Here is a 25982-nt window from a genome sequence, read left to right on the forward strand (position 1 = left end):
GGCCCGCGATCGCCCTGCAGGAAGGCACATGCATACCAACAACCGGACCTTGCGGCGACGATCGGCCGTTTCGGCTGTTCTGGGGCTGCTGCTGGCGGCCGTAGCCACCACACCTGCCCACGCGGAATCCATACGAGCACGGCAATGGCATTTGGATGCCATGCATGCCGACGAGATGTGGAAAATCAGCACCGGCCGAGGCATCACCGTGGCGGTCATCGACTCCGGCGTGGATGACTCTCTGGCCGACCTCAAAGGCCAGGTTCTGGACGGCAAGGACTACTCGGAGCAGCGCGGCGACGAACATACAGATCTGGCAAACCACGGAACTGGAGTTGCTGCTCTCATTGCGGCCACAGGAGCACGGGGGCCTGCAAACGGGTCGTACGGTCTCGCTCCAGGGGCGAAGATCCTACCGATCCGCATGCGTTATACAGAGGAAGACTTCGGCCAAGTCGACATCCGCGCGGAATACTCCCGAGTCCTGAGCCAGGCTATCCGGTATGCGGCCGACAGTCAGGCTCAAATCATCAACATGTCCATTGCAATGGCCGACTCTCCAGGCAAACACAACGTCGAGACTCCGGAACTGGAGTCGGCCGTACGATACGCCCTGTCCAAGGGCAAACTCTTGTTCGCCGGCGTGGGAAACACCGGAGACAAAGGAAACGACGTCATGTATCCGGCTGCCACCCCAGGCGTCGTCGGTGTCGGGGCTGCAGACGAACATGCCAAGGTAGCTGATTTTTCGCAACACGGCCCTCAAGTCGACCTCGTTGCACCTGGCGTCGACATGATCCATGCCTGTACCGGGGGAAGCGAGATCTGCAAGGGGCAAGGGACCAGTGCCGCCACTGCGATAGCCTCCGCTTCCGCAGCCCTCATCTGGTCCAAACACCCCGACTGGACCAACAACCAAGTTCTCCGCGTCATGCTGAACACCGCCAGCAAACCATCAGGCGGGGAGAAGCACAGTGACTATGTCGGCTACGGAGGCGTCCGGCCCAGGATCGCTTTGACGGACCCGGGCGACCCGGGCCCGCCCGACGTCTACCCACTCCCCGACCTCGCTGCGGCGGATGCCAAGTCCCCGTCCCCCGAAGCAACCGACTCGACGGGCCCTGAGAATCAGCCCACTCACACTTCCGAGACAGCAACGCCAAAGAACGAAGACGGTAGCAATACGTCTCTGTGGATCGGCCTGGGCATCGCAACCGCAGCCCTCCTCGGCTCAGCCGTTGCCGTCCCCCTGCTGCGCGCACGCCGCCGCCGCTCGACGCCGGCGCCAACCGCCTCGCCGATGCCGCCACCGCCATACCAGCCGTACGCGGTTCCGCCTCAGCCATACCCGCCCCATGGCCACCCCGCCGGCCCGGTGAGCGGTTCGTCGGCCGACGGGGCGGCACCTCCGTACCCGGGACGGCAGCAATGAGTACCCGAGCAGGTAATCGTTCAACCACCAATGACAGGCGGGAGTACCTCGATGTCTTCGTTCGATGAGTTGTGGGGGCAAGCGCGCACCAAGGCGGTGACCCGTCAGCGAAGCAGTATGCAGTTGAACGGAGCTCCCACCAAGTCCGGTGGAGAGAAGCGGCTGGTAGTCACATCGAGCGTCCTCGAGGAGCGCGCGAAGAAAGCAGACGAGGTACGTAAGGACTTCGCGGCCGCGGACGACGATGCCATGCAACAGACCGGCGAGGTAGGTGACAGCCTGAAAGGCTTCAAGTCGGCATCGGCCTTCGCCACTTTCACCAGCAGATGGCAATCTCAAATGAAGTATGTCGAGGGCCTGCTGGAGAAAGACGTGGCTGGGGCCCTTCGCGCGAGCGCACAAGACTACAGGGCGCGAGAACAGAAAGAGGCTGCACGCCACCGTGGTGAGCGCACACTGAGGTAAGAGAGCAAAAGGTTTACGATGCTGGACTTTCAGACGCTGTACAACGCGGACCTCTCCCAGCTCTCGGAGGCCGTTGCAAGCTGGGGCAAAGCTCCTGAGAAGTTCAAGGACGCCGGTACAAAGTACCGCAACACCGTAGAAAAGGATCTACAAGGTGCTGACTGGGATGGCGAAGCGGCGAGTGCAGCCGTCGACAAACTAAAAGTCGTCGAGAAACAACTGGATGCAGCCGCCGACGAAGCAGAGGACATTCACAAGCTCCTCCAGAACGCCTACGACATCTTCACCAGCGCACGGTCTAAGTTGCGCAGACTCAAAGAAGACGTCGAGAAGGATAAGAACCTGTCAATCAAGCCTGATGGAGAGGTTTATCTGGATCCTCCTGAAGGAACGGAAAATACGGCTGTCTTGCATAAGGCCTATCAAGAGACGATTCACACCTACAACAACAGCATCAAAAGCACCCTCCAGACAGCTCAGGATGCCGACGATGTGTTGTTCTGGGCGTTGAGTCAGGACCACAATGGCCATGACCAGGGCTTCGACTCCTCCGGTTACACCAGTATCGACGCTGCCAGGACAGCAAAGGCACAGGCAGATCAGGATCTGAAAGAGCTCCTGCAGCTCGCCGGGACGAAGAGCAAGCTCATGCTTGCAGGCTCCGGCAATCCGGTGGACCTTGCAACACTGCAGCAGATCAACACCCTTTTGTCTCGGCATGAGGGAGATCCGTACTTCGCCGAAAAGTTCGCTACGCAGCTGGGCGCAAAGGGCACCCTCGAGTTCTGGACCCGTATCGCGGACCGTACCCAGTACGGTGATGAGCGAACAAAGACCTCAGCAGCCATTCAGCAATCACTCGGTTACACACTTGCGACTGCCTCTCACTCGGACAGCAAGGATATGACCAAGTGGAAAAACGAAATCGTCGCACTGGGGGGCGAGCAGGTCCACTACCGCGACTACTCAGGCGCCGGCGTCCACGACGGCCCTTATGGCTTCCAGGTCATGAGCAGCCTGATGCGCTACGGACAGTACGACAAGGACTTCCTCGACGACTACGGCAGGCATCTCATCGACTTCGAGAAGAAGCACAAGGATGAGAAGCCAGCCGACCTGTGGAGGGCAACCGGGGATGAGTGGCCGAACCTGAACTTTGGGTCGGACACCGATTACGGATTCGATCCCATGGTCGGGTACATGGAGGCACTGGGGCACAACCCTGAGGCCGCAAAGGACTTGTTCTACTCGGAGGACTGGGCCAAGGGCGGAAACAAGGTCGACCCTGACCTCAAGTATCTGATGGTCGACCGTTCATGGCCGAACGGCAACCCCCTGGCGAAGGACGATCTTGGTTACGGGTACGACGAGCTCGGTCATGCACTTCAGGCCGCGACGCTGGGTGTGCCCTATGACCAGCTGTCGGACGGGGTTCAGCGGGACGCTAAGACTGCCAACGTCATGGAGCAGGTGGTACGGCAGGTCGGAGCGGATCCGAACTACTTGGAACACAAGCCAAACATCGGGGAAAGCCTGGCAGTCATGGGCGCTGCCTACCTAGATGACCTAAACTGGTCTCTCTCCAACTTCGGTGACGACCCCGAGTTCCAGCGCCTCAGTGACGCTGCCTATCACCATGACGGCCCTGGGCACATGGGTACCGACCACCAGGAAGCTATAAGCTTCATCAGCACCTTGGGACAGGACAAGGATTCTTACAACATTCTTTCTACAGCGCAGCGCGACTTCACCATCGGCGCTTTGAAAGCTCATCCTGATCCCGATGATCAACTTTCCCTCATCCTTGAGACCGGGAGCAAGGTGAACGGTGCTCTTGACGAGTCTCGAGCCAGTGGGATCCACGCTGACTTCAGTGACAAGCGTGACGACTATAGCGACGCTCTAAGCGACGCCGCAGAATGGAAGAAATATAAGTCGAGCCAGGGAATTAACGCCGCGTTTTCGATCATCACGATGCCCCTGGAAGGCGCAGGAAAGGCAGCCTCATTCGTGATTCCGTCTTTGACGGAGAGTATCAGTGGGGCACTTGAGACCCAACAGAGCATCGAGATTGATCAGGAAGTACGCCGGCAGGAAGACGCATACAAGGACAAACTCCAGCAGCAGGAGGTCAAGGAGAAAGGCGCCTTCCTTGGGGCAGCTCAGAACAGGGCCATGACCCCTCTGTCGGTCTACGTTGCCGCCCACCCCGAGCTCAGAGAATCCTCATGGTATCTCAACGCCAGGAGATCCATGGAACAGGGGTACAACAACGGAGTCACCGAGTGCAACCTTGGAGATAAGGATTAAAGTGCCGAAAATGCAGATCTTCCAGCTCAGAAGAAAACTCGGGCTCCTCGCGCTTGCTGCGCTCGTGTGCACGGGATGCAGCAACGGGGACGGAGATGACGGCCGATACCAATCAGCGCGACAGGTATGCGGCGGAATTTCTGAAGAATCCGCGAAATCGCTGGAGAGCGTCGCCGCTACTAAGAAATTCACGAGCACTCTGAACACAAAAAAGTTCGATCTTCCCACCACTCTGCCAGATGAACTCACCGGCAAAGTAACCACGAAGCGCCATGTGCTGTGCCGTATCGAACCTCAGGATGTCATAAATGAACAATCTATCGCTGTAACATTTGAAGTGCTCTTGAAGGATCCGCCGCCCCGGAATAAGCGCCTGCGAGGTAACTCCCATTACAAGGCCGGACTGCGCGCGGATGCATCCAATCTGGGAGCGACGATCTGGTTCAAGTGCGCTTCGAATAACGAGAGTGGGGATAAGGCGCCGGTCATCAAGACTGACTATGCTTACTGGCCGGCTCGCGGACTCGTCTCCCAAGAGGGGAACATGCGGCTGGTAAACGAGATGTCCTACCGGCTTGCCCAGCAGCTCAATTGCCTCGAAGGATCCGGGTTGACTGCCGGGATGCCACCTGAAGAATGAACGCCGCTGCGTGAGCACGCGCGTACCGGCCTCAGCAGATGCCTCGGTATGAGGTTGCTGAAGCGAGTGCCTGGACGGCATCTCCGCAATCCACAACGCCTCTCAGCGTTGCCTCTTCAGTGTGAGGACGGCTGCGACGATTGACGTCATGCGGTTGAGTCTGCGCCGGGCTTTTGCACGAAGATCTGCGACAGCACAATGCCTCGCTCGACAGCTGCCCGGGCCCGGGTAAACGCGCGGTCGACCACGCGTGGGTGTCAGGTTCTGTTCACCGCCCGGCGGCCGCTTAAGCCCGGCGGGTCACCCAGGGGCCGCCGGCACCCTGCTAGGCGCGGTCGGCCAGCACGGGTACTCCCTTGGCGTGCGGCGGTCCGGAGATGCGGTGGGTGCGGACGGGCAGGGCGGGCGAAGTTCACAGCAGCCGGCCGGTTCGAGCGGTGATGCTCTGCGCGTTCACGCCGTGTCGACGGTGTTGGTGGGAACGGTCGGCGCGGTTGTAGTCCAGGCGGTCGCAATCGGACAGGGTGTCGTCCATGAGCACGTCGTTCGAAGAGCTCTCGCACAAGTCCTTGAGCAAGCCGATCGCCAGCAACGTGGTTGGTTGTGCCTTCGAGCACCTCCTCACCGCAAACAGTTCCTAGCGCGGTTCGGAAAGGTGGAAAAGGCGGCGCGCAAGCGCCGCCTTTTTAGGTCCGCAAACTGGTCGCTCACCCAACCAGCAGATGAACATCGGGAGACCAGTAGTGGGGCACACAGCACGAGGAGCCCTGACGATGTCGCTCGCAGCAATAGCACTCTCGGCATCAGGCTGCAGCAAGGGCGTTCCCGGCATGGCGAGAACGGAAAAGCAAGCCGAACAATCGAAGCACGACAACCGGGACGTCTGCGAAACACGAATGAGGCAACTGAATGCCTCTAGCGAGGGGCGGTACGAAGTGAAGTCATGTTAGACATCGCGCAATGTGTGATTGTCACTAGAAGATGGAATACGCAAACGGATCGCAGCGGCGGAGACTCACCGAAATTCACATGACGACCGGCATGTCAGGAGACCAGCAGTGAAACGAAAGGCTGCTCTTCTCGCGACCTTCTTGCTTCCGATGATCGCGGCAACGGCCACAGGTTGCAGCGACTCGAAGCTGGCGGTACCGAGCAAGTTTTGCGAGGTCCCAGTGCATGAGGCCTCCCTCTCACCACTACTTCCAGAGAGCGGATCCCTGGAGCAGACTCGCAAAGAGTTCCGCAGCTCCCGCACTGGGGGAACATGCTTCATCAAGGTGGACGACCGAGTCATCCTCAATGTCATTTTTGAACTAGCGGAGGGTGCTCCCCAGGACCAGTTCGACTGGAAACAGTTCGAGGCGCATTACAAACACGCAGCCAAACGGGATGTCGCTTTCCCCGGCGAGGCCGTGATAGGCGCCGATGGCGCCGTAGTTCATGCCATGTGCGACAAGCAGTCCGCTTACATGTCTTTCGTCTTCTACTTCCGTGGCGACCGCGTTGACAACACGCCGAATGGCTACAGGAAGCTACAACGCTTCATCGAAGATTTTGTGCCACTGGAGACCAGCCGATACCGATGCACGTAGCCACGAGCCTCATCGGCCATACGACCGATAGCACCGTCCACCACCCTGCGATGTAGGCCGGCGCGGCTGGGCACGACGAGCCGGGTGTCAGCGTCGAGGACGACCTGGTGGTTGGTGGAGTACCGGTAGTGCTTCGACTGCTCGGCCACCTGGTGGTCACGGGTGGGGAGGGTGCCGTCCACGATCAGTACGGTGTCCTCGCGGAACCTCTCGTGCTGCTGCAGCGCGAGTGAGGGTGCGGGCTTGTCGATGGTGCGGTCCGCGGCCGGCTTGGACACCCCGAACAGCGGTGCCGGTTGCCGCAGGGTGAGGTTCGTGCGCCAGTACGCGGCGATCAGGAGCACGCGGTCCTCCAGCGGCAGGCTCCGGGGCCGGCCCTTGCGCACCGGGTCTCACCGATGCGGCCCGCACCGCGTCGGCCAGGCTGGGGGCGAGAGCGAGCCAGGAGCTCGACAGCCTCGGTGACATAGCGGTAGGCCGTCGTGGTTCCGACGCCGAACCCGGCCGCGAGCTGGGCATACGTGTGCCCCACCCGCGGGTGGGCGAGGGTGAGCAGAGCCTGGCGGCCGGCACTCAGACGCCGCCAGCGGGAGCCGATCGCACGGCGGTGCCGCCACAACTGCTGTGCGAGGAAGCGGAGAGCAGAAGTGGACACATCGACGCCCGACGGGTAGACAAGCACGTGAAGCCTCTGGTGGAGACGGATTTCTTGGTCGAAAACCCATCTACCAGGGGCTTCACCACGTTGTCAGCTCAACCGTCGCAGTTCAGAAGCAACTTGGAAAAGGCTCACTGGATTGAAAAACAACAGACAACGACGCCCGTGCAAGAACGTCAACGATGGTCTGTTCCGGGGCCGCCCGAGTCACGAGCTGTCCTCCTCGCCCGCGGTTGACATGGCAGAGGCGGCGCCCCAGGCGCCGCCTCTGCCATCTCGGAAGCCGGTCGTTCAGCCCATCAGCATGCGGAACCGCGCCGCGTTGCCCTTGTCGGTGTCCTGGTAGCCGATGACCGACTCGTCCAGGAGGGTGGCGATGCGGCTCAGCTTCTGGGCCATCTGGTCCATCTGCATGCTGCTGTCCCGCTGGACGTCGGTGTAGACCCGCTTGGCCTCGCCCTCCCAGGTCTCGGCGACGGCCTTGACCCGGCGCATGAGTGCCTCGAGCTGCTCCGAAAGGCTCTTGGCCGTGGTGCGGACGTCGTGGGCGGCCTGGGTGACCGTGTCGTAGTTGACGGCGGTACGGTCGGCGCTGAAGCTCATGATCTGATCTCCCTCGTGGATTCGGCGGACTCAGGCGAGGTCGGTGATGCGGCTCGTGACCTGGTAGGAGTTGTCGACCTTCCTGATCTCCGAGATGCGCTCCTGCTCCTGCTCGGTGAAGCCGCCGACGCTCGCCCGCACGGCCTGCTCGAGGTCGACCAGGTCGTCCTGGAGCCGCTTGAGGTTCTGGTTCACCCCTTGCTGCATGGAGTCGAACTCCTTGCCCGCCGCGCCCTGCCAGCCGGCCTGGATCATGTCGACGACCCGGTTGAGGGACGTGACGCGCTCACTCACCTGGTGGTGGAAGTCGCGGATGTCGTTCGCGAGCTTCGTCAGTTCCTGCGTGCTGTGTGCAAGGCTCATGCTGTCTTGCCCTCCTTCGTGAAGCGACGGTGACTGTCACCAACCGCTACGGCCCGCCCGGTCGACTGGCCGGGCTCTCCTGGCGGGCAAGTCCTGCTGCGCTGCCACGCGACGCGTGGCCGCAGTGTCGCACCGCCCCCCGTGCCGTCACGCGTGATCAACCCCGTGATACGGCAGGTCACTTTACTCACCTGACAGTGACCTTCCAACTGCAAACCAGCCGTCCATGCGCCGTGAACGCGTCGCTTCCGTGTCGTCTTCCACGCCGATATCACCCTTGAAGGTTCCCGCGCCGTCGGCGTCGCAGGTCCCGCAGGACGACGGCTGTGCCGGCGATCACCGCGACCGCGGTCGCGGTGAGGCCCATGGCATACGTGGCATAGCGGCGATCGCGTTCTTCGGGTGTTTCGGCGAGGGAGAAGGCAGCGACGTCGGGCAGTGGGGCCTTGGCCGGACCGGGGTCGGGTGTAGGGGTGGAGGGTGGGTCGGTGACGTCCGTCTGGACGGCGCGGACCGGGTCGACGACACCCCAGCCGACGAAGTTGTCGTGGCCGTTGACGGACCGTTCCGCGGTCTGCTCGATCTGCGTGACGATCTGGGCGGTGGTCCAGTCGGGGTGTTTCTCCTTCAGCAGGGCCGCGACGCCCGCGACGAACGGGGCGGAGAAGCTCGTGCCGCTGTCGGTGCACTGGCCGCCGCCGGGGACGGTGGAGACGATGTCGACGCCGGGGGCTGCCACGCCCACGAACGGGCCGGCCTGGGAGAAGGACGCGCGTTCGTTGTTGCGGTCGGAGGAGGCCACGGCCAGGACGCCGTCGAAGGCGGCCGGGTAGGTGTTCTTGACCTTGCCGTCCAGGCCGTCGTTGCCCGCGGAGGCCACCACGACGACGTTGTGCTCGATGGCCTTGCGCACGGCCTGGGCGAGGGCCGATGTGCCCGACAGCGGCTTGGTGGTGTCCTGGGAGATGTTGATGACGTCGGCGCCCTTGTCGACCGCGTACAGGATGGCCTGCGCCATCGTGTCGGAGTCGCCGCTGTTGTCGGCGTCGTTCTGCCGGATGGGGATGATGGTGGCCTTCGGGGCGAGCCCGACGAAGCCCGTGCCCTTGTGGGGACGGGCCGCGATGATGCCGGCGACCTTGGTGCCGTGCCCCACCTCGTCGTTGGTGGGGTCCCCGCCCTTGCCCTTGGTCAGGTAGTCACGGCCGGCGGCCTTGTCGACGGCTCCGGCGAGCTGAGGGTTCTTGTCGTCCACGCCGGTGTCGATGACGGCGACACGTATGCCCTTGCCCTGGTCGGTGCCCTGCCACAGCTGGTCGAGCAGGACCCGCTGCAGCGACCAGGGGGTTCCCTTGATCTGTTCGGCGGGAAAGGTGCACTGTCCGCTGCCGTCGAGGTGGAGAGCGGACGCCGGCGGGGCGGTGCCCAGGGTGGTGAGCATCGCGGCGGCGAGCAGCAGGGTGGCCTTCGTCGGCACCACGGGTGCGGCGCTCCTCATCGTCGTCAGATCCAGGCGGGGCCGCGGGTCAGGAACCCTGCGGCTGGCGGGCGCTGTTGGTGTCCAGGCGTGGTCCCTTCGCGAGGAACTCCGACCAGGCGGCGGGGACCCGGACCGGGCGGACGTTCTGGTAGCCGAGTTTGACCTGGGCCTCGCTGGGCTCGGGGGTGCCGTCGGGGGTCTTCTTGCCGTCCGCGCCGATCTTCGACGTGCGGCTGTCGCTGTCGCCGTTGGCCTGGACGGCGTAGCGCAGACCGGTGTCGGTCACCAGGAAGAGCGCGCCCGCTTTGGTCTCGGTGCCCTGCATCTGGGTGTAGAGCAGTCCGGTGCCCGGGGTGACGTAGGTGCTGGTGCCGTCGGCGGTGATCTGGGCCGGATAGTCGGTGCCGGCCCAGGTGCTCAGGGTCGTCGCGTTGTCGTCGGCGACGTCGCGGAGCACGCTGCAGATGGTGTCGCGGCCGGAGGCCGACTCCACGGAGTTGACCTGGCGGGTGCGCTGCTGGGGCCACTTGGCCGACTGGCCCGCGAACGTCTCGGGGTCGGCGGTGAAGTCCTGCAGGCCGACCGTGCGCGCCTCGCCGTTCATGTTCAGTGAGGCGGTCTGCGGGGACGAGACGAGCAGCCAGGCGGTGAACTCGCTGACGGGCTGCACCTTGCCGGGCAGCACCACGTAGTACTTGGTCCCGTCACCGGTCTCGGTCCTGAGGACCATGCCGACCCGGTTCTCCTCGGCCGACAGCTGGCCCGGCACGTTGGCGGGTGCGCCGACGTTCGAGGGGAGCTGGGGGAACTTGATCGGGTCGCCCTGGTGGAGGGTGGCGATCCACTCCTTGGTGACCAGTTGCGGCTTGCGGGAGCCGACGAGAGCGGTCGTCAGAGCGTCGGACTCGCTGCCGGTGACGGCGAACGCCATGCCGTTCGCGTCGACGAGGTAGCGGTCGCCGGCCCGCGTCTTGACGTAGAGCACGTCTCCCCCGTGGAGCCGCTGCTTGCCGTCCGTCTTGGCGGCGTCCCGCTCGGCGAGGACGAAGGTGGCCTGCTGGACGGTTTCTCCCTTGCCTCCGGGCTGTTCGCACACGGCCCAGCGTTTGGCCTTGCCGGCCTCGGTGGGCGACGGAAGGCGGTCGGGTGCGTAGGGGATGCCCAGGATGGGGCCGCGCGGCGGCTTGCCCGAGTCCAGGATGTCGTCGCTGACCTGGATGACCTGGTAGTCGGCCCCGTTCATCAGCAGGCGCGCGGAGGCGAGGTTGAGGACCGGGTGCAGCCGGGTGGTCTTGCCGGTCTTGAGGACCACGTAGCGGGTGGTGGACTGCTTGCCCACGATGACACGTGTTCCGGGCTTGTCCCAGCCGGGAGGTGCGGTGGGCTGGAACATGCCCCAGGCTCCGAAGGCGGCGAGCGCGACGGCGCCGGCGACCAGACCGGGCACCACGGCACGCAGCGGTCGGGGCGCGCCTTCCTCGGAACCGGACGGTGACGGCTGGAGGAAAGCCGCGAGCGTGCGTCGTTTCGCGAACGTGTAGGCGTTGAGTTCGTCCCGCCGTGATGCCATGCCGCCTGTCTCTCCCCGTTGTCCCACCCGCGGGTCGGTCCCGTCCGGCGATGCCGGACCGGCCCCTACTATGCACGGTGGCTGCGGACACCGGTGGAGCGGGTGGGGCGCCTGAGTGGTTGGATCACTCAACTGTAGTGCGACGACAGCTCAGTTGTGTGCGATGGGGAAGAGTCGGTGAGGGCGTGGGGCCGGTGAGCGAGACGGGCAGGACGTCGGCAGGCAAGCGGACCAAGGTGCTGCTGGCCACCACGGTGGTCCTGGTGCTCGGGCTTGTCACCGGGGTGCTCTACGCCTTCGGTCTGCCGCCCTTCAAGAAGGTCGGCACCATCGAAGCCGCCGACGTGTGCGAGTCGCTCGGCGATGCCACCAGCGCGGCCGAGGCGTTGAAGCAGGTGGTACCGGAGGAGTCGTCGTACTCGTTCCAGGAGTCCAGTCCGATCGTGAGGATCGGCGAGGTGGACATGAACCTCGACCTCGCATGTTTCGTCTATGGGAGCGACGATCAGCTGCTGTCCGCCAGGACGCGAGCGATGACGTACACGAACACGGACCACTGGGTGAAGGAGCGGGTCGGGCAGCTCGTTCCGATGTCCACCCTGACCCCGTTCTCCGCGGGGGACAGGGCCGTGGCCTCCGACAAGGTCGCCGCCATCTATCTGCCGTGCCGGAAGCACGCCATGACGGACCACCTGAGCGTGGTCATCTGGTTGAAGAAGCAGGGTGACGCGTCCGCGTCCCTCGTGCGTGACGGACTGATCGACCTGGCCAAGGGCATGGCGGCGTACGCCCACACACAAGCCCGGTGTGACGCGCCTGCCAAGCTGTAGGACGGCAGGCTGCAGGACGGATCCCGGGCGCTGTGCCCTCGCCTCGCCGGATCCTGGGGGTCCGGCCCTCACCGCAGCGGCCCCCTTCGCTGTCGCAGCGGGCGCCTAGTATGCATGTGACCACGGGTAGTTGTGGAGCGGATAGGGTGCCGGGGCCTTCCCGGATCTTGTGCGGGCCGACGGATCAGCGAGTTCTGAGCAATACGGGGTGACAGTGATGGCTACCGGTACGCGGTCGAGATCGCGCGGTCTGTCCCGGGGACCGGATGCGCGGGCGTCCGCGCAGGATCCCGCGCCCGGGGCGGACGAGGCGGCGGCCCATGGCGGGGCCACGGGGGCACTGCAGCTCCGGACGCGACGTGGGCAGGCGGGTTCGGCCCGGCTGCAGCGGCTCGTTCTGGTCGAGCTCGCCGTGGCGGTGGTGCTGGTCGGTGCCGCTGTCGGCCCCCTCGCCCTGGTGCCCGCGGCCGTCGTCGCCGTCGGGTTGGTGTTGTTGGCGTTCGTGCGGCGGCGGGGGCGTTGGCTGCCGGAGTGGTTGGTGATCGCGCGGGCGTTGCGGGCGCGGCAGCGGAGGGCGGCGAGTACGCCGGTGCCGCCGGGGATCGAGCCGGGGCTGGCGCCGGTCGTCGAGTGCGAGCCGGCGCTGCGGACGTGTTCCTTCGGCGGGCGGGACCGGCGCCCGGTGGGCATGGTCGGGGACGGCACGTTCCTCAGTGCCGTGGTGCAGGTGGAGTCGGACGTCACCGCGCTGCGGGCGGAGGGGGGCCGGCAGCCGTTGCCGGTCGCGCTGGTGCGCGACGCGCTGGAGGTGGACGGGATACGTCTGGAGTCGGCGCAGATCGTGCTGCACACCCAGCCCGCGCCGGCGTTGCATCTGCCGCAGCACTCGGTGGCGGTCACCAACTACCGTCCGCTGCAGGAGCAGACGGGGGCCCCGGCGGTGCGGATCGTGTGGGTCGCGCTGAAGCTCGATCCCGAGCTGTGCCGTGAGGCCGTGGCGGCGCGCGGCGGCGGGCTGGTCGGGGCGCAGAAGTGTCTGGCGCGGGTCGCCGACCATCTGGCGAGCCGGCTCACCGGTGCCGGGTTCCGTACGACGGTGCTCGACGAGGAGGAGCTGACGGCCGCGCTGGCCACGTCCGCGTGTGCCAACCCGCTGGTGACCGCGGAGGCCGGGCGGACCGAGACCCGGGAGCGTCGCACGGAGGAGTCCGGGCGCAGCTGGCGGTGCGACAACCGCCGGCACACCACGTATTGGGTGCGGCGCTGGCCTCACGTCGCCGGTGGCGGAGCGTCGTTGCCGCAGTTGGTGGGGGTGCTGACCCGGGTGCCGGCGCTGGCGACGACGTTCAGTCTGACGCTGTGGCGCGGGGAGCGGCAGGAGACCGCCCTGTGCGGGCATGTGCGGGTGACCGGGCGCAGCGACGACGAACTGGTGGCCGCGCGGCAGGCCCTGCAGGACGCCGCGCGGCAGGCGGGCGCACAGCTCGCCCGTCTGGACCGGGAGCAGGTGCCCGGCATGCTCGCCACGCTGCCTCTGGGAGGTGCTCGGTGACCGTCACGACCACACCGGCGACGCCCGGGTCCGCGCCGGCCCGCGATGCGGGGCTCGCCGCCCGCTTCGGCGGTGGGCTGCGTGACCGGCTGCGCGGGGGGTTCGGGCTGATCGGTCCGCGGCACGGGCGGCACACGCTGCCGGTGGAGCAGCTGGACGCGCTGACCCTGCCCATCGGCGACGACGGTGTCGTCGTCGGCGTGGACACCACGGGGCAGCCCGCGATCCTCGGCATCAACCGCCCGACCCCGTACGACGTCGTGCTCATCGGCAGTCTGTGGACGGCGCAGGTGATCGCGCTGCGGGCGGCGGCCACCGGGGCGCGGGTGGCGGTGGAGACGGGCCGGCCGCAGGCCTGGATGCAGATGGTGCATGCCATGGGCGGCGGGCAGAACGGCCTGGCGGTGTACGAGGTGGGCCGGGTCCCTCCGCAGGGTGCTTCGGCGGGCACGCCGGTGCTGGTGGTGCGGGACTGCGGCATGCGGCCGCCGCGCGGGCGGGTGGTGTCGGGTCCGTGGCAGTCGGTGCTGACGCTGCTGCCGTATCTCAGTCCGGTAGCTCCCCGGTTGATCCGTCAGGCCCGGCTCGTGGGTGTGCAGCGGATCTCGCCGGACGAGGCGGCGGAGCTGAGCCGCACCATGGCGTTGCCGCGGACCGACATGGAGTCCCTGCCGACGCTTCCCGACGGGGTCACCCTCTGGTGCGGCGACCGGGACCGGCAGTACGTGATGACGCAGCCCACCGACGCGGAGATCGGGCTGCTCGGCACGCCGCGCCGGATGGACTGAGCGGTCGGGGGCGCGGGGCTTGGGCGCGTGTCGGGGGGCACGGCGAGTGCTCCGCAGGTGCGGGGTGCGAGGGCGTCCGGTGGCTCGGTTGTCCGGTGGCTCGGTTGTCCGGTGGCTCGGTTGTCCGGTGGCTCGGTTGTCCGGTGGCTCGGTTGTCCGCTTACCGTGCATCGGGGCCTCAGAAAGCCGGTGGCGGTGGTCCGCTCGTGCGGGAGGGCGGTTCGTCGGCGGATTTCGGCGTTGTCCGGCGGTGCCTTTCTGACGGGGTGTCGGACCGTCCGGATGGCAGACGGGTCGGACGGACGGGTCGGACGGACGGTTTCGGACGGACGGGGTGAGGCGCCGGGCAGGCGTCCGGTGCGGTCAGGAAGTGGTGTTCAGCAGGTTTGATGCGGTTTGGTCCGGTGTGGCGGGGGTGTGTTCCGGAGCTCGGCTGTGCAGGGGCGCCGATGCCGGGGTGTGAGCGCCGGACGGGCCTGACGTGAGCGCCGTGGTGACGATTAGGCTGGGTCCGGGCGCCTCATCAGAACCCGCGGCTGGGCCGTCGGCGCCCCGGGGGAGGCCCGGACGGTCCGGACGGCCGCACGGGCCGGTGTTCCGGTCGCCGGACGGCTGCTCCGACCGCTCCCGTACGAGACGAACGGTCGCCCCAGCACGGCATGAGGGTGCTCGACCACACCAGGAGGAATTGTGAACAGCGATCGGGACGGGATCCGCGGGGGCTGGGACACACCCGGCGATGACCAGTCCGACGCGGAGTCCGCCATCGAGACGACGGGCGAGTTCACCATCGACTACGCGCCCCCTGCCTGGTACACGCAGAACGCGTCGAGTCCGGCCGCGGCCGGTGATGCCGCCCCGGCCCCGAGCACTCCTGCTCCGCCGCCAGCCGCGCCCACGCCGCCTCCCCCGCCTCCGCCTGTCGGCCCGCCGCTCGACATCCCCGGTCCGCCGCCGAACAGCGGCTTCCAGCCTGCCTGGCCGCCGGCTCCGCCCACCCCGACGGCCCCTGCCCCGGCCCCTGCTCCGGCTCCGGCCCCGGAGGCCGAGGGCGGCGCCGGGAAGGGCGATGCGCCCGACGGCGCCACGATGCGTATCTCCGCGGCGGCGCTGAAGCAGGAGTTCGCGAAGCTGGACGCCGCGATCGAGCGTGCGGAGTCCGCGAGCGGCTCGTCGGCGGCTCCGGGTGACGGTGCGGCGCCGGCTCAGGAGTCCGGTGCGGCCGGTGAGGAGGCGTCCGCGAAGGGTACGGACGCGTCCGCGTCCGGTGCGGCGCAGGGCGACGAGGCCGGTGATGGCGCCGAGGGTGCCGAGAAGAGCGGTACGGCCGGGGAGTCCGGTGCGTCCGGGGAGTCCGGTGGGTCCGGGGAGTCCGGTGCTGCCGGTTCGGCCGAGGGATCCGGTGCGGCCGCCGCCGGGGCGCCTGCGGGTGAGCAGGGTGCCGATGCCGTGGAGGGCGCCTCCGAGGGAGCCGCGGGAACCGGCGAGGCCGGTGGTGACGGCGCGTCCGGTTCCGGCGAGCCCGGTGAGCAGTCCTCCGACGGCCCGGCCGCCGAAGCCCCGGCCTCCGGGGGCGACGCGGACGGTGCCGGTGCCGACGCCCAGGACGGTGAGGGTGCCGGTGGTGACAGCGCCGGTGCCGCGACCGCCGCGTCCGGGGATGCCTCGGAGGCCGCCGGTGGCGCCGCCGCGCCGTCGGCGACGCCGCAGGGTGCGGTGCCGCCGTCCGCGCCGCTCCCGCCCGCCGCGCCCCAGTGGCCCGGTCAGCCGCAGCCGCAGGGCCAGGGACAGCCCGGCCAGCCGCAGCCTCAGCCGCAGGGGCAGCCCGGTGCGTCCGGGCAGCCGCCCTTCGCGCCGCAGGCGCCGCAGCCCGCGCCCGCCGCGTGGAACACGCCGGGCCAGCCCGGCGGTTACGGCTTCCCTCAGCCCGGCGTGCCCACCCCGCCCGCACCCGAGCAGGCCCAGGGTGCCCCGCAGCCGCCGGGGCCCGGTGTGCCGGGGGGTTACGGGTTCCCGCAGCCCGGCGGTTACGGCTTCCCCCAGCCGCACGGCCCGGCCGCACAGCCCCCGCAGGCAGCGCAGCCGCAACCGGCACCGCCGCAGGCGGGAGGGCCGCAGCCGGGTCAGCCCGACCCGTCTCAGCCCGGGCAGCCGCCCGCCGATCCGCGGGCCGGTGCCGCCTGGCCGCAGCCCATACAGCACGACCAGCGGCAGCCCACCAACCCGGGTGTGGCGCCGCTGGGGTACACGGCGGCCGTCGAGCTGTCCTCCGACCGGCTGCTGAACACCAAGAAGCAGAAGGCGCGCAGCCAGCGGCCGGGGGCCGGCGGTTCCCGGTTCCGTCTGGGCGCGAAGAAGGAGGAGGCCGAGCGGCAGCGGAAGCTGGACCTGATCCGGACGCCGGTGCTGTCCTGCTACCGGATCGCGGTCATCAGCCTCAAGGGCGGCGTCGGCAAGACGACGACCACGACCGCACTGGGCTCCACGCTCGCCAGCGAACGCCAGGACAAGATTCTCGCGATCGACGCCAACCCGGACGCCGGCACGCTCGGGCGACGGGTGCGCCGGGAGACCGGGGCCACCATCCGTGACCTCGTGCAGGCGATCCCGTATCTGCACTCGTACATGGACATCCGGCGGTTCACCTCGCAGGCGCCCTCCGGTCTGGAGATCATCGCCAACGACGTCGACCCGGCGGTGTCCACGACGTTCAACGACGAGGACTACCGGCGTGCGATCGACGTGCTGGGCAAGCAGTACCCGATCATCCTGACGGACTCCGGCACCGGTCTGCTCTACAGCGCCATGCGCGGGGTGCTGGACCTCGCCGACCAGCTGATCATCATCTCCACACCGTCCGTGGACGGTGCGAGCAGCGCCAGTACGACGCTGGACTGGCTGTCCGCGCACGGGTACTCGGACCTGGTGGCACGGTCCATCACCGTGATCTCCGGGGTGCGCGAGACCGGCAAGATGATCAAGGTGGAGGACATCGTCGCGCACTTCGAGACGCGCTGCCGGGGCGTGGTCGTGGTGCCGTTCGACGAGCACCTGGCCGCCGGTGCCGAGCTCGACCTGGACATGATGCGGCCGAAGACGCGCGAGGCGTACTTCAACCTGGCCGCGATGGTCGCCGAGGACTTCGTGCGGCACCAGCAGTCGCAGGGACTGTGGACCTCCGACGGCAACCCGCCCCCGGTGGCCGCCCCGCCGCTGCCGAACCAGCCCGTGCCGGGTCAGCCCGGACAGCCCGGTCAGCCGGGCCAGCCGTTCCCCGGCCAGCCGGGCCAGCCGTATCCCGGGCAGCCGGGGCCGTACGCGCCGCCGCAGCAGCCGGGGCAGCCGCCGCAGGGCTGGGGTCCCCCGCCGAGTCAGCCGGGGCAGCCGTACCCGCCCCAGGCGGGTCAGCCCGTGCCTCCGCAGCAGCCGGCCCCGCCGTTCCCCCCGCAGCCCGGCTACGGCTATCCGCAGCCGCCGCAGGGGCCGACCCCGCCTCCTCCGCCGCCCCAGCAGTGACCGGCCCGGCCCGCAGCACGCCGGGCCGCCCCGCTTCCGCACGGCCCGCGCCGTCCGCACGGCGCGGGCTGTGCCGCGTCCGGGCCCCTGCGCGCCGCGGCGGCCCCCGGCGACCGCGGCCTTGCATGCCGGTGCGCACGCGGATCCGCGAGCCGTTCCGCGGCACACCGGTCCGCACGTCGATCCGCGTGCCGATCCGCGCTCCGTTCCGCACACGGATCCGCGCGCCGATCCGGGCTCCGTCACGGGCGCCGGTTCACACGCCGATCCCCACACCGACCCGCGCACCGGCCCGCGCGGTCTCCCGCCGCGCCGGCCGGCCGCGTGTCCGCGCCACCTCACCGAACGCGCCGCGACGAGCGGTTCTTCACCACCCGTCCGGCGGGTGTCCTCACCCGGCCCGACCGGCGGGATCGCGCCGTCACGCTCTCACCTGCGCGGCGTCAGAGGTCTCCACCAATGTGGGTGACGGGTCGTCCGTCCCGTCGTTTACGCAGGCCAGCGCGGGTTTGACACACCGTTGACGGGCGCAGACTGCCGCTGATAGACACACTCTTCATTCCGACGGCGTCCGGCCGGTCGAACCTGATCCTTCACATCCATATCCGCTCACATCTGTTCATTCCCGCTCTCCACTCAGCACTTCTCCGTTCACGACCGTTCGAGCCCGTCCTAGTCGGATTCAGTTCGTTCCAGCCCGTTCCAGCCTGTTCCCACCGTCTCGCCGAGGGCGTACGAGCGTCCTCGCGAGCGACGACGCGAGGTCACCGAGCCATGAACACACACGATCAGCACGGCAGAGGCAGAGGACGCACCACCCCCGGCCGGGGCAGGAGGCGGCTTGCGGCCGCTGTGGGCGCCGCCGCTCTCGTCCTCGCCTCCGGGCTCGCGACCCCGGCCGCGGCGCAGCCGGCCCACGCGGCGCACACCGCGCAGACCGCCCAGGACGGGAAGGACGGCAAGGGCGGCAAGGTGCTCACGGTCGCCGTCGCGCAGAGCGTCGACTCGCTCAGCCCGTTCCTGGCGGTCCGGCTGGTCAGCACCAGCATCAACCGGCTGATGTACGAGTACCTGACCAACTACGACCCCAAGGACGCCCACCCGGTCCCGGCCCTGGCCACCCACTGGGAGTCCTCGCCGGACAAGCTGACCTGGACGTACACGATCCGCTCGGGCGTGAAGTGGTCGGACGGGAAGCCGGTCACCGCCGAGGACGCGGCGTGGACCTTCACCACGATGATGACCGACTCCGGCGCCGCCACCGCCAACGGCAGCTTCGTCGGCAACTTCGCGTCGGTCACCGCGCCCAGCCCCACCCAGCTGGTCATCAAGCTGAAGAAGCCGCAGGCCACCATGACGGCGCTGGACGTGCCGATCGTGCCGAAGCACATCTGGGAGAAGGTCGACGACTTCTCGACGTTCAACAACGACACGACCTTCCCGATCGTCGGGGACGGTCCGTTCATCCTCACGGACTACAAGCCCGACAGCTATGTGCGGCTGAAGGCCAACAAGGACTTCTGGCGGGGCGCACCCAAGTTCGACGAGCTGGTCTTCCGCTACTACAAGGACCAGGACGCGGCCGTGGCCGCACTGCGCAAGGGCGAGGTGTCCTTCGTGGCCGGCTCGCCGTCGCTGACGCCCGCCCAGGCCGCCTCCCTGAAGGGCGACAAGAACATCCACGTCAACGACGCCCCCGGCCGCCGGTTCTACGCCCTGGCCACCAACCCGGGCGCACGGGCGAAGAACGGCGAGACGTTCGGTGACGGCGACCCGTCGCTGCGGGACGAGCGGGTGCGGCACGCGCTGTTCATGGCGGTGGACCGCAAGGCCATCGTCGACAAGGTCTTCCAGGGGCACGCGGTCGAGGGCCAGGGGTACATCCCGCCGCGCTTCTCGCAGTACTTCTGGAAGCCGTCGGCGGACCAGGAACTGGCGTACGACCCGGCCAAGGCGGCGCAGCTGCTGGACGAGGCGGGATACAAGAAGAACGCCGCCGGCCAACGTGTGGGCAAGGACGGCAAGCCGCTGCACTACCGCGTGCTGTGCCACGCCACCGACCCGAACGACAAGGCGGTCGGCAAATATCTGCAGGAGTGGTGGGGCAAGCTCGGCATCGGGGTGACCCTGAACTGCCTGGACAACGTCACCGACCCGTGGCTGGCCGGCAAGTACGACCTGGCCTTCGACGGCTGGTCCGTCAACCCCGACCCGGACTTCGTGCTGTCCATCCACACCTGCGGCGCCCTGCCGCAGACCCCCAAGGACACCGGCGCCACCGACAACTTCATCTGCGACAAGACCTATGACGAGCTGTACGCCGAGCAGCTCGCCGAGTACGACCCCGCCAAGCGGGCGGCCCTGGTCAAGCAGATGGAGTCACGGCTGTACGACCTGGGGTACATGAACGTCATGGCCTATCCGAACGCGGTGGAGGCCTACCGCACGGACCAGATCGAGTCGATCACCACCATGCCCTCGGACGCGGGCAACATCTACGGGCAGGACGGCTACTGGAGCTGGTGGTCGGCGGTGCCCGCGGACTCCTCCGGGTCCTCCGGCGGTTCGTCCTCCACAGGGGTCGTCGTCGGGATCGTCGTCGGTGTCGTGGTGGTCGCCGGACTCGGTGTGCTCGTCGCGGTGCGCCGCCGGGCCACCGCCGACGATCGCGAGTAGGCAGGCACCATGACCGCTGAAGCCACTCCCTCGATGGTCGCCGGCACGGCGGCCGCCGGCCCGGACGACACCGGGTCGGCGGGCGCCGGGCGCGCGCCCCGGTCACGCTCCACCGCCGCGTATCTGCGGTATGCGGCGGGCAAGCTGGCCGGTGCGGTCGTGTCGCTGCTGGCCGTGCTGGTGACCAGTTTCTTCCTCTTCCGGCTGATCCCGGGCGACCCGGTGAAGTTCATGACCGGCGGCCGCCCGGTGTCGGCCGAACAGATCGCCGCCTACCGCCGGGAGTTCGGGCTGGACCTGCCGCTGTGGCAGCAGTTCACCGACTACTGCGGCAAGGCGCTCACCGGTGACCTGGGCACCTCGTACCAGTTCCATGTGCCGGTCATCGACAAGATCGCCGAGGCGCTGCCGAACACGCTGCTGCTGACCGGCACCGCCTTCGTCCTGTACACCGCGCTGGGCATCGTGCTCGGCACCCGTGCGGCCTGGCGGCACGGCGGGCTCGGCGACCGCCTCAACACCGGGCTGGCGCTGACCCTGTACTCCATCCCGTCGTTCTGGCTGGGACTGCTGCTGATCATCGTGCTGTCGGTGGGGGTCGGGCCCGTCCCGGGCCTGTTCCCGACCGGCGGCATGGAGTCGGGCGGCGAGACCGGTTTCGCCCGCGTCGTGGACGTCGTGCACCACATGGTGCTGCCGGTGGTGACCCTGGTCGCCGTGGAGTACGGGCAGACGCTGCTGGTCACCCGGTCGGCGTTGCTGGACGAGATGGGCGGGGACTATCTGACGACGGCGCGGGCCAAGGGGCTGCGCGACGCCCTGGTGCGGCGCCGGCACGCGGTGCCCAACGCGCTGCTGCCGACCGTCACGCTGATCTTCGTCAACCTCGGCCGGACGGTCGCCGGTGTCATCCTCGTCGAGACGGTGTTCTCCTGGCCGGGGCTCGGCGGACTGTTCTACCAGGCGCTGAGCGTGCCCGATCTGCCGCTGGTGCAGGGCCTGTTCTTCGTCTTCGCCGCGGCGGTGATCGTCATGAACACCCTCGCCGACCTGCTGTATCCGCTGCTCGACCCGAGGGTGGGCCGATGACGACAGCCGACACACCTCAGACGCAGACGACGAAGACCCCGCAGCCGGGGACGTCTCCGGCCGGCGGCGGGGCCCGCAAGGGAGCGGCCCGTGGTCCGCGGGCCCTGGCCTGGCAGCGCCGGCGGGCCTCGGTGGCACGCTTCTGGGCGGAGTACCGCGGACACCGGGCGGGCGTGGTCGGGCTCGTCGCGCTGGTGCTGTTCGCACTGGTGGCGCTGACCGCGCCGTGGACCGTGGGCTCCGACGTGGCGAGCGTGACCGATGCCCCGGGCCGGCCGCTCGAGGGGCCGAGCGGCCGGTTCCCGCTGGGCACCGACCAGTTCGGGCGCAATCTGCTCGGGCTGGTGATCTGGGGCTCGCGGGTCTCGCTGCTGGTGGGACTGCTCGCGGCCGTGCTGTCGGTGGCGATCGGCGCGGTCATCGGCATCACCGCCGGGCACTTCCGCGGCTGGTACGCCACGGTGATGATGCGGGTGACCGACTGGTTCCTGGTGATGCCGACGCTGGTGCTGGCGATCGCGCTGGCCACCGTGCTGTCCCGGTCGCTGGGCACCGTGATCCTCGCGATCGGCGTGACGACCTGGCCGACCACGGCCCGGCTGGTGCGGGCACAGACCCTCGCGGTGGAGTCGCGGCCGTACATCGAGCGCGCCAAGGCGCTCGGCGGCGGGCACTGGCACATCATGTCCCGGCATGTCCTGCCCAACGTGATGCCGCTGATCCTCGCCCAGACCACGCTGATCATCTCCTCGGCGATCCTGTCGGAGGCGACGCTGGCCTTCCTCGGGCTCGGTGACCCGACGATCGTGTCCTGGGGCGGGCTGCTGCAGGACGCGCGGGAGGCGGGCGCGGTCAGCTCCGGCGACTGGTGGTACCTGGTGCCGCCGGGCATCGCGATCGCCGTCGTGGCGCTGGCGTTCACACTGTGCGGGCGCGCGGTCGAGGCCGTGCTCAACCCGCGGCTGGGGGTGGCCCGATGAGCCTGCTCGAGGTACGGAACCTGCATGTGACCTATCCGGGCGGTGCGGCCGCCGTGCGCGGGGTCGACCTGTCCCTCGGCGCCGGGGAGAAGCTCGGCATCGCGGGCGAGTCCGGGTGCGGCAAGTCCACGCTGGCACTGGCGCTGCTGCGGCTGCTGCCCGCCGGGGCCCGGGTCAGCGGGGAGATCCTGCTGGACGGGGAGGACGTGCTCACCATGAAGTGGGGGCGGGTCCGCGCGGTGCGCTGGGCGGGCGCCTCCATCGTCTTCCAGGGCGCGATGCACTCCCTCAACGCGGTGCACCGGATCGGCGACCAGATCGCCGAGCCGATCCTGCTGCACCGCAAGGCCACCCCGGCGGAAGCGAGGAAGAAGGCGGGCGAGCTGCTGGAGCAGGTGGGACTGCCGGCGGCACGGGCGAGCGCGTATCCGCACGAGCTGTCCGGCGGGCAGCGGCAGCGGGTGATGATCGCGATGGCGCTGGCCTGCGATCCGCGGCTGATCGTCGCCGACGAGCCCACCACCGCCCTGGACGTGATGATCCAGGCGCAGATCCTGCGGCTGATCCAGGAGCTGGTCAGCGAGCAGGACGTGGGCCTGATGATGATCAGTCACGATCTGGCCGTGCTGGCCGACACCTGCGACCGGCTCGCGGTGATGTACGCGGGTCGGGTGGTGGAGGAGGGCCCGGCCCGGCAGGTGTACGACGACGCCCGCCACCCCTACGGCCGGGCGCTGTCGCAGGCGTTCCCGCGGATCGGTGATCCGGCGTCACGGTTCGCGCCGCGCGGGCTGCCGGGCGATCCACCGGATCCGTCGGCGGTGCCGTCCGGGTGCGCGTTCCATCCGCGTTGCCCGGTCGCGCTGGACAACTGTGCCGTCGAGGACCAGGTGCTGCGCGAGGCGGGTCCTCGTCGGCGGGCGGCCTGCGTACTGGTGGACGCCGACGGCACGGCCACGTCCGCGGCCCCGGCGGCCTCCGGCGCGGACGCCGCACCCCCGGCGGACGCCGCATCGGCCACCGCAGCGGCGGCCGCGGACTCCGCTGCGGATCCCGTGGCGGATCCCGCCGCACATCCCGCCGCGGACTCCGCGCAGGACGAGGAAGTGAGGAGCAGCACCACATGACGGGCACCGAGACGGGCACGCCGCCGCTGCTGAGCGTCGAGGGCCTGCACGTCACCTTCCCGGGCCGCGACGGGGCCGCGCCGGCCCGTGCCGTGGACGGTGTGGACCTGGACATCCGGCCGGGCGAGATCGTGGCGCTGGTCGGCGAGTCCGGCTGCGGCAAGACGACGCTGGCCCGGACGCTGCTCGGGCTGGTCCCGCCGACGAAGGGCCGGGTCGCCTTCGACGGCGCCCCGCTGGAGTACTCCGCCCGCGCGCTGAAGGCGTACCGCAAGCGGGTCCAGCTGATCCTGCAGGATCCCAGCGGCTCGCTGAACCCGCGGCACACGGTGTACGACGCGGTGGCCGAGGGCCTGCGCATCCACGGCTTCGACGGGGACGAGCGGGCGGCGGTCGCCGAGGCGCTGTCCCGGGCCGGGCTGCGGCCGCCGGAGCGGTTCTTCCTGCGCTACCCGCACGAGCTGTCCGGCGGACAGCGGCAGCGGGTCGTCATCGCGGGGGCGCTGGTGCTGCGACCCGAACTGGTCGTCGCCGACGAGCCGGTGGCCTCGCTGGACGCCTCGGTGCGCGGCGAGATCCTCGCACTGCTGCTGCGGCTGCGCGACGAGCTGGGGCTGTCGGCGCTGGTGGTGACCCACGACCTGGGGCTGGCCTGGAACATCGCCGACCGGGTGGCGGTGATGTATCTGGGGCGGATCGTGGAGACGGGCGACGTCGAGCAGGTGCTGACGGCACCCCGGCACCCCTACACCCGGGCGCTGCTGTCGGTGCTGCCCGAGGCCCCGGGCACCCCGGTCGTGCTCACCGGCGAGCCGCCGGACCCGTCGCGGGTGCCGTCCGGGTGCCGTTTCCATGTGCGCTGCCCCGTCCTGGCGGGCGGGGAGGCCGAGCGTGCGGGGGTCGCCGAGGCCTGCCGCACCCGGGACCTGCCGGTCCTGTCCGGTGACGGAAGCACCCAGGTGGCCTGCCACTGGGCCCGCGCACGGGCCGGGTCCGAGGCGGCGACGCCGTCGGGCTGAGGGGACTTCCGGCGCCCGAGGTCCCGGAGCGCCGGGAGGGGTGCGGCGGTCGGCCCGCGGTCTGGGGAGGCGGGCCGCCCGCCGCGTCGGCGACCGGTGCGGCCGCGGCGGCGCTGCGGCCGCCCCCGGGGCGTCACCCCAGCAGGTCAGTCCTGCCGCGGCCGGTCCTGCCGGCTCTGCCGGTCCTGCTGGTCCGCGGCGATGATCTCGCGGCACTGCTCGACGTCCTGGGTCATCCGCGCCAGCAGCTGCTCCAGCGAGTCGAACGTGGCCTGACCGCGCACGTAGGCGAGGAAGTCCACGGCCACATGCAGCCCGTACAGGTCGAGGCCGACCCGGTCGATGGCGTAGGCCTCCACCGTGCGCTCGGTGCCGTCGAACTGCGGGTTGGTGCCCACGGAGATCGCGGCCGGCATCGCCTCGCCGTCGGCGTGCAGATAGCCGGCGTACACCCCGTCGGCGGGGATCGCGGTGTGCGGCAGGGTCTCCACGTTGGCGGTGGGGAAGCCCAGCTCGCGGCCGCGCTGCGCACCGCGGACGACGACGCCCTCGACGCGGTGCGGGCGGCCCAGGATCTCGCGGGCGCCCTCGACGTCGCCCTCGGCGACCAGGCGTCGGGTCAGCGTGGAGGAGAACGGCTGCCCGCCGCTGGCCTCACCGGTGAGGTACAGGTCGACGACCTCCACCTCGAAGTCGTAGAGCTTGCCCTGCTCGGCGAGGAAGTCGACGGTGCCGGCCGCCTTGTGCCCGAAGCGGAAGTTGGGGCCCTCCACGACCGCCTTGGCGTGCAGCCGGTCCACCAGCACCTTCACCACGAAGTCGGCCGGGGACAGTTTGGAGAACTCGGTGGTGAAGGGCAGCACCAGGACCGCGTCCACGCCGAGCTGCTCGATCAGCTCGGCACGCCGGTGGTGCGGGGCGAGCAGCGGGGGGTGGCTGCCGGGACGCACGACCTCGCTGGGGTGCGGGTCGAAGGTGACGACGACGCTGGGCACGCCCAGCTCGCGGGCGCGGTTCACGGCGTGTTCGATGATGAGCTGGTGGCCGCGGTGCACCCCGTCGTAGGAGCCGATGGTGACGACGCTGCGCCCCCAGTCCTCGGGGATGTCCTCCAAGCCACGCCAGCGCTGCACTGTGACCGCTCCTCGTCGAACCCGTGTCCGTGTTGCTGTGGTTGCCTTGCTGCTTGTCCGCAGGTCTAAGGGTGCCATGCCCCGGCTTCGCGGCCCGCATCGGTACGGCTCTGTGACCGGTCGCACGGCGCCGCGGGCCCACGGGAGCAGGTGGGACGG

Annotated in this window: 20 protein-coding genes and 2 pseudogenes; 14 read left to right on the forward strand and 8 right to left on the reverse strand. The window is 68.9% G+C overall.

The features are described 5' to 3' along the window. Window positions 1-28: 28 nt before the first annotated feature. From mycP (OG899_RS06175) to OG899_RS06190, 4 genes are read left to right on the forward strand one after another with little or no spacing between them, the layout of a single operon-like run. Window positions 29-1432, forward strand: a complete 1404-nt coding sequence (gene mycP / locus OG899_RS06175) for a type VII secretion-associated serine protease mycosin (RefSeq protein ID WP_168132228.1) — start codon at window positions 29-31, stop codon at window positions 1430-1432. A gap of 51 nt (window positions 1433-1483) precedes the next feature. After that, entirely contained in the window at window positions 1484-1897 is a 414-nt protein-coding gene (locus OG899_RS06180; RefSeq protein WP_168132229.1) for a hypothetical protein, read from the forward strand. 18 nt (window positions 1898-1915) lie between these two features. Further along, on the forward strand, window positions 1916-4207 hold the full coding sequence (locus tag OG899_RS06185) for a DUF6571 family protein (RefSeq protein ID WP_168132230.1): 2292 nt from the start codon (window positions 1916-1918) through the stop codon (window positions 4205-4207). Between the two features lie 10 nt (window positions 4208-4217). Continuing rightward, the gene (locus OG899_RS06190) at window positions 4218-4847 is read left to right on the forward strand and encodes a hypothetical protein (RefSeq protein ID WP_168132231.1); all 630 of its coding nucleotides are present in this window, start codon (window positions 4218-4220) and stop codon (window positions 4845-4847) included. 412 nt (window positions 4848-5259) lie between these two features. On the opposite strand, the gene OG899_RS06195 is transcribed toward OG899_RS06190, so the two are convergent. Further along, window positions 5260-5382, reverse strand: coding sequence for a hypothetical protein (locus OG899_RS06195; protein WP_373296716.1), 123 nt, complete (start codon window positions 5380-5382; stop codon window positions 5260-5262). A 523-nt stretch (window positions 5383-5905) separates the two neighbouring features. Between OG899_RS06195 and OG899_RS06200 the strand changes: the two genes are divergently transcribed. Beyond that, on the forward strand, window positions 5906-6439 hold the full coding sequence (locus OG899_RS06200) for a hypothetical protein (RefSeq protein WP_406310926.1): 534 nt from the start codon (window positions 5906-5908) through the stop codon (window positions 6437-6439). A gap of 71 nt (window positions 6440-6510) precedes the next feature. On the opposite strand, the pseudogene OG899_RS06205 reads toward OG899_RS06200, so the two are convergent. From OG899_RS06205 to eccB, 6 genes and pseudogenes are all read right to left on the reverse strand, one after another. Beyond that, window positions 6511-6831: pseudogene (locus OG899_RS06205) on the reverse strand (transposase family protein); the annotation flags it as partial. 4 nt (window positions 6832-6835) lie between these two features. Then, a pseudogene (locus OG899_RS06210) lies at window positions 6836-7121 on the reverse strand (transposase family protein); the annotation flags it as partial. A 267-nt stretch (window positions 7122-7388) separates the two neighbouring features. Then, window positions 7389-7700: a WXG100 family type VII secretion target gene (locus OG899_RS06215; protein ID WP_168132232.1), complete on the reverse strand. Its 312-nt coding sequence runs from the start codon at window positions 7698-7700 to the stop codon at window positions 7389-7391. A gap of 30 nt (window positions 7701-7730) precedes the next feature. Then, a complete protein-coding gene (locus OG899_RS06220) occupies window positions 7731-8063 on the reverse strand; it encodes a WXG100 family type VII secretion target (RefSeq protein ID WP_168132233.1) in 333 nt (110 codons plus the stop codon). Between the two features lie 271 nt (window positions 8064-8334). After that, entirely contained in the window at window positions 8335-9543 is a 1209-nt protein-coding gene (gene mycP, locus OG899_RS06225; RefSeq protein WP_373296717.1) for a type VII secretion-associated serine protease mycosin, read from the reverse strand. 46 nt (window positions 9544-9589) lie between these two features. After that, entirely contained in the window at window positions 9590-11113 is a 1524-nt protein-coding gene (gene eccB, locus OG899_RS06230; protein ID WP_168132235.1) for a type VII secretion protein EccB, read from the reverse strand. A gap of 194 nt (window positions 11114-11307) precedes the next feature. On the opposite strand from eccB, the gene OG899_RS06235 reads away from it, so the two are divergent. The 9 genes from OG899_RS06235 (at window position 11308) to OG899_RS06275 (ending at window position 24690) form a co-directional block, all read left to right on the forward strand. Next, window positions 11308-11943: a hypothetical protein gene (locus OG899_RS06235; protein WP_168132236.1), complete on the forward strand. Its 636-nt coding sequence runs from the start codon at window positions 11308-11310 to the stop codon at window positions 11941-11943. Window positions 11944-12160: 217 nt separating this feature from the next. Continuing rightward, on the forward strand, window positions 12161-13495 hold the full coding sequence (gene eccE / locus OG899_RS06240; protein ID WP_168132237.1) for a type VII secretion protein EccE: 1335 nt from the start codon (window positions 12161-12163) through the stop codon (window positions 13493-13495). Further along, the gene (locus OG899_RS06245) at window positions 13492-14283 is read left to right on the forward strand and encodes a hypothetical protein (RefSeq protein WP_373296110.1); all 792 of its coding nucleotides are present in this window, start codon (window positions 13492-13494) and stop codon (window positions 14281-14283) included. Before eccE ends, OG899_RS06245 begins: the two co-directional genes overlap by 4 nt. A 690-nt stretch (window positions 14284-14973) precedes the next feature. Beyond that, complete coding sequence (locus OG899_RS06250; protein ID WP_168132238.1) at window positions 14974-17799, forward strand: SCO5717 family growth-regulating ATPase; 2826 nt, start codon at window positions 14974-14976, stop codon at window positions 17797-17799. 774 nt (window positions 17800-18573) lie between these two features. Next, a complete protein-coding gene (locus OG899_RS06255; RefSeq protein WP_168132239.1) occupies window positions 18574-20475 on the forward strand; it encodes an ABC transporter substrate-binding protein in 1902 nt (633 codons plus the stop codon). Window positions 20476-20484: 9 nt separating this feature from the next. After that, window positions 20485-21564, forward strand: coding sequence for an ABC transporter permease (locus OG899_RS06260; RefSeq protein WP_168132240.1), 1080 nt, complete (start codon window positions 20485-20487; stop codon window positions 21562-21564). Further along, window positions 21561-22544, forward strand: coding sequence for an ABC transporter permease (locus tag OG899_RS06265; RefSeq protein WP_229814406.1), 984 nt, complete (start codon window positions 21561-21563; stop codon window positions 22542-22544). Before OG899_RS06260 ends, OG899_RS06265 begins: the two co-directional genes overlap by 4 nt. After that, on the forward strand, window positions 22541-23671 hold the full coding sequence (locus OG899_RS06270) for an ABC transporter ATP-binding protein (protein WP_229814570.1): 1131 nt from the start codon (window positions 22541-22543) through the stop codon (window positions 23669-23671). Before OG899_RS06265 ends, OG899_RS06270 begins: the two co-directional genes overlap by 4 nt. Further along, the gene (locus tag OG899_RS06275; RefSeq protein ID WP_125499801.1) at window positions 23668-24690 is read left to right on the forward strand and encodes an ABC transporter ATP-binding protein; all 1023 of its coding nucleotides are present in this window, start codon (window positions 23668-23670) and stop codon (window positions 24688-24690) included. The genes OG899_RS06270 and OG899_RS06275 overlap by 4 nt, the downstream gene beginning before the upstream one ends. 146 nt (window positions 24691-24836) lie before the next feature. Here the strand turns inward: OG899_RS06275 and OG899_RS06280 are convergent, their stop codons facing one another. Then, window positions 24837-25823, reverse strand: a complete 987-nt coding sequence (locus OG899_RS06280; RefSeq protein WP_125499800.1) for a bifunctional riboflavin kinase/FAD synthetase — start codon at window positions 25821-25823, stop codon at window positions 24837-24839. Between the last annotated feature and the right edge of the window lie 159 nt (window positions 25824-25982).

The sequence above is a fragment of the Streptomyces thermoviolaceus genome, from assembly GCF_045209695.1.
Lineage (GTDB): Bacteria > Actinomycetota > Actinomycetes > Streptomycetales > Streptomycetaceae > Streptomyces > Streptomyces thermoviolaceus.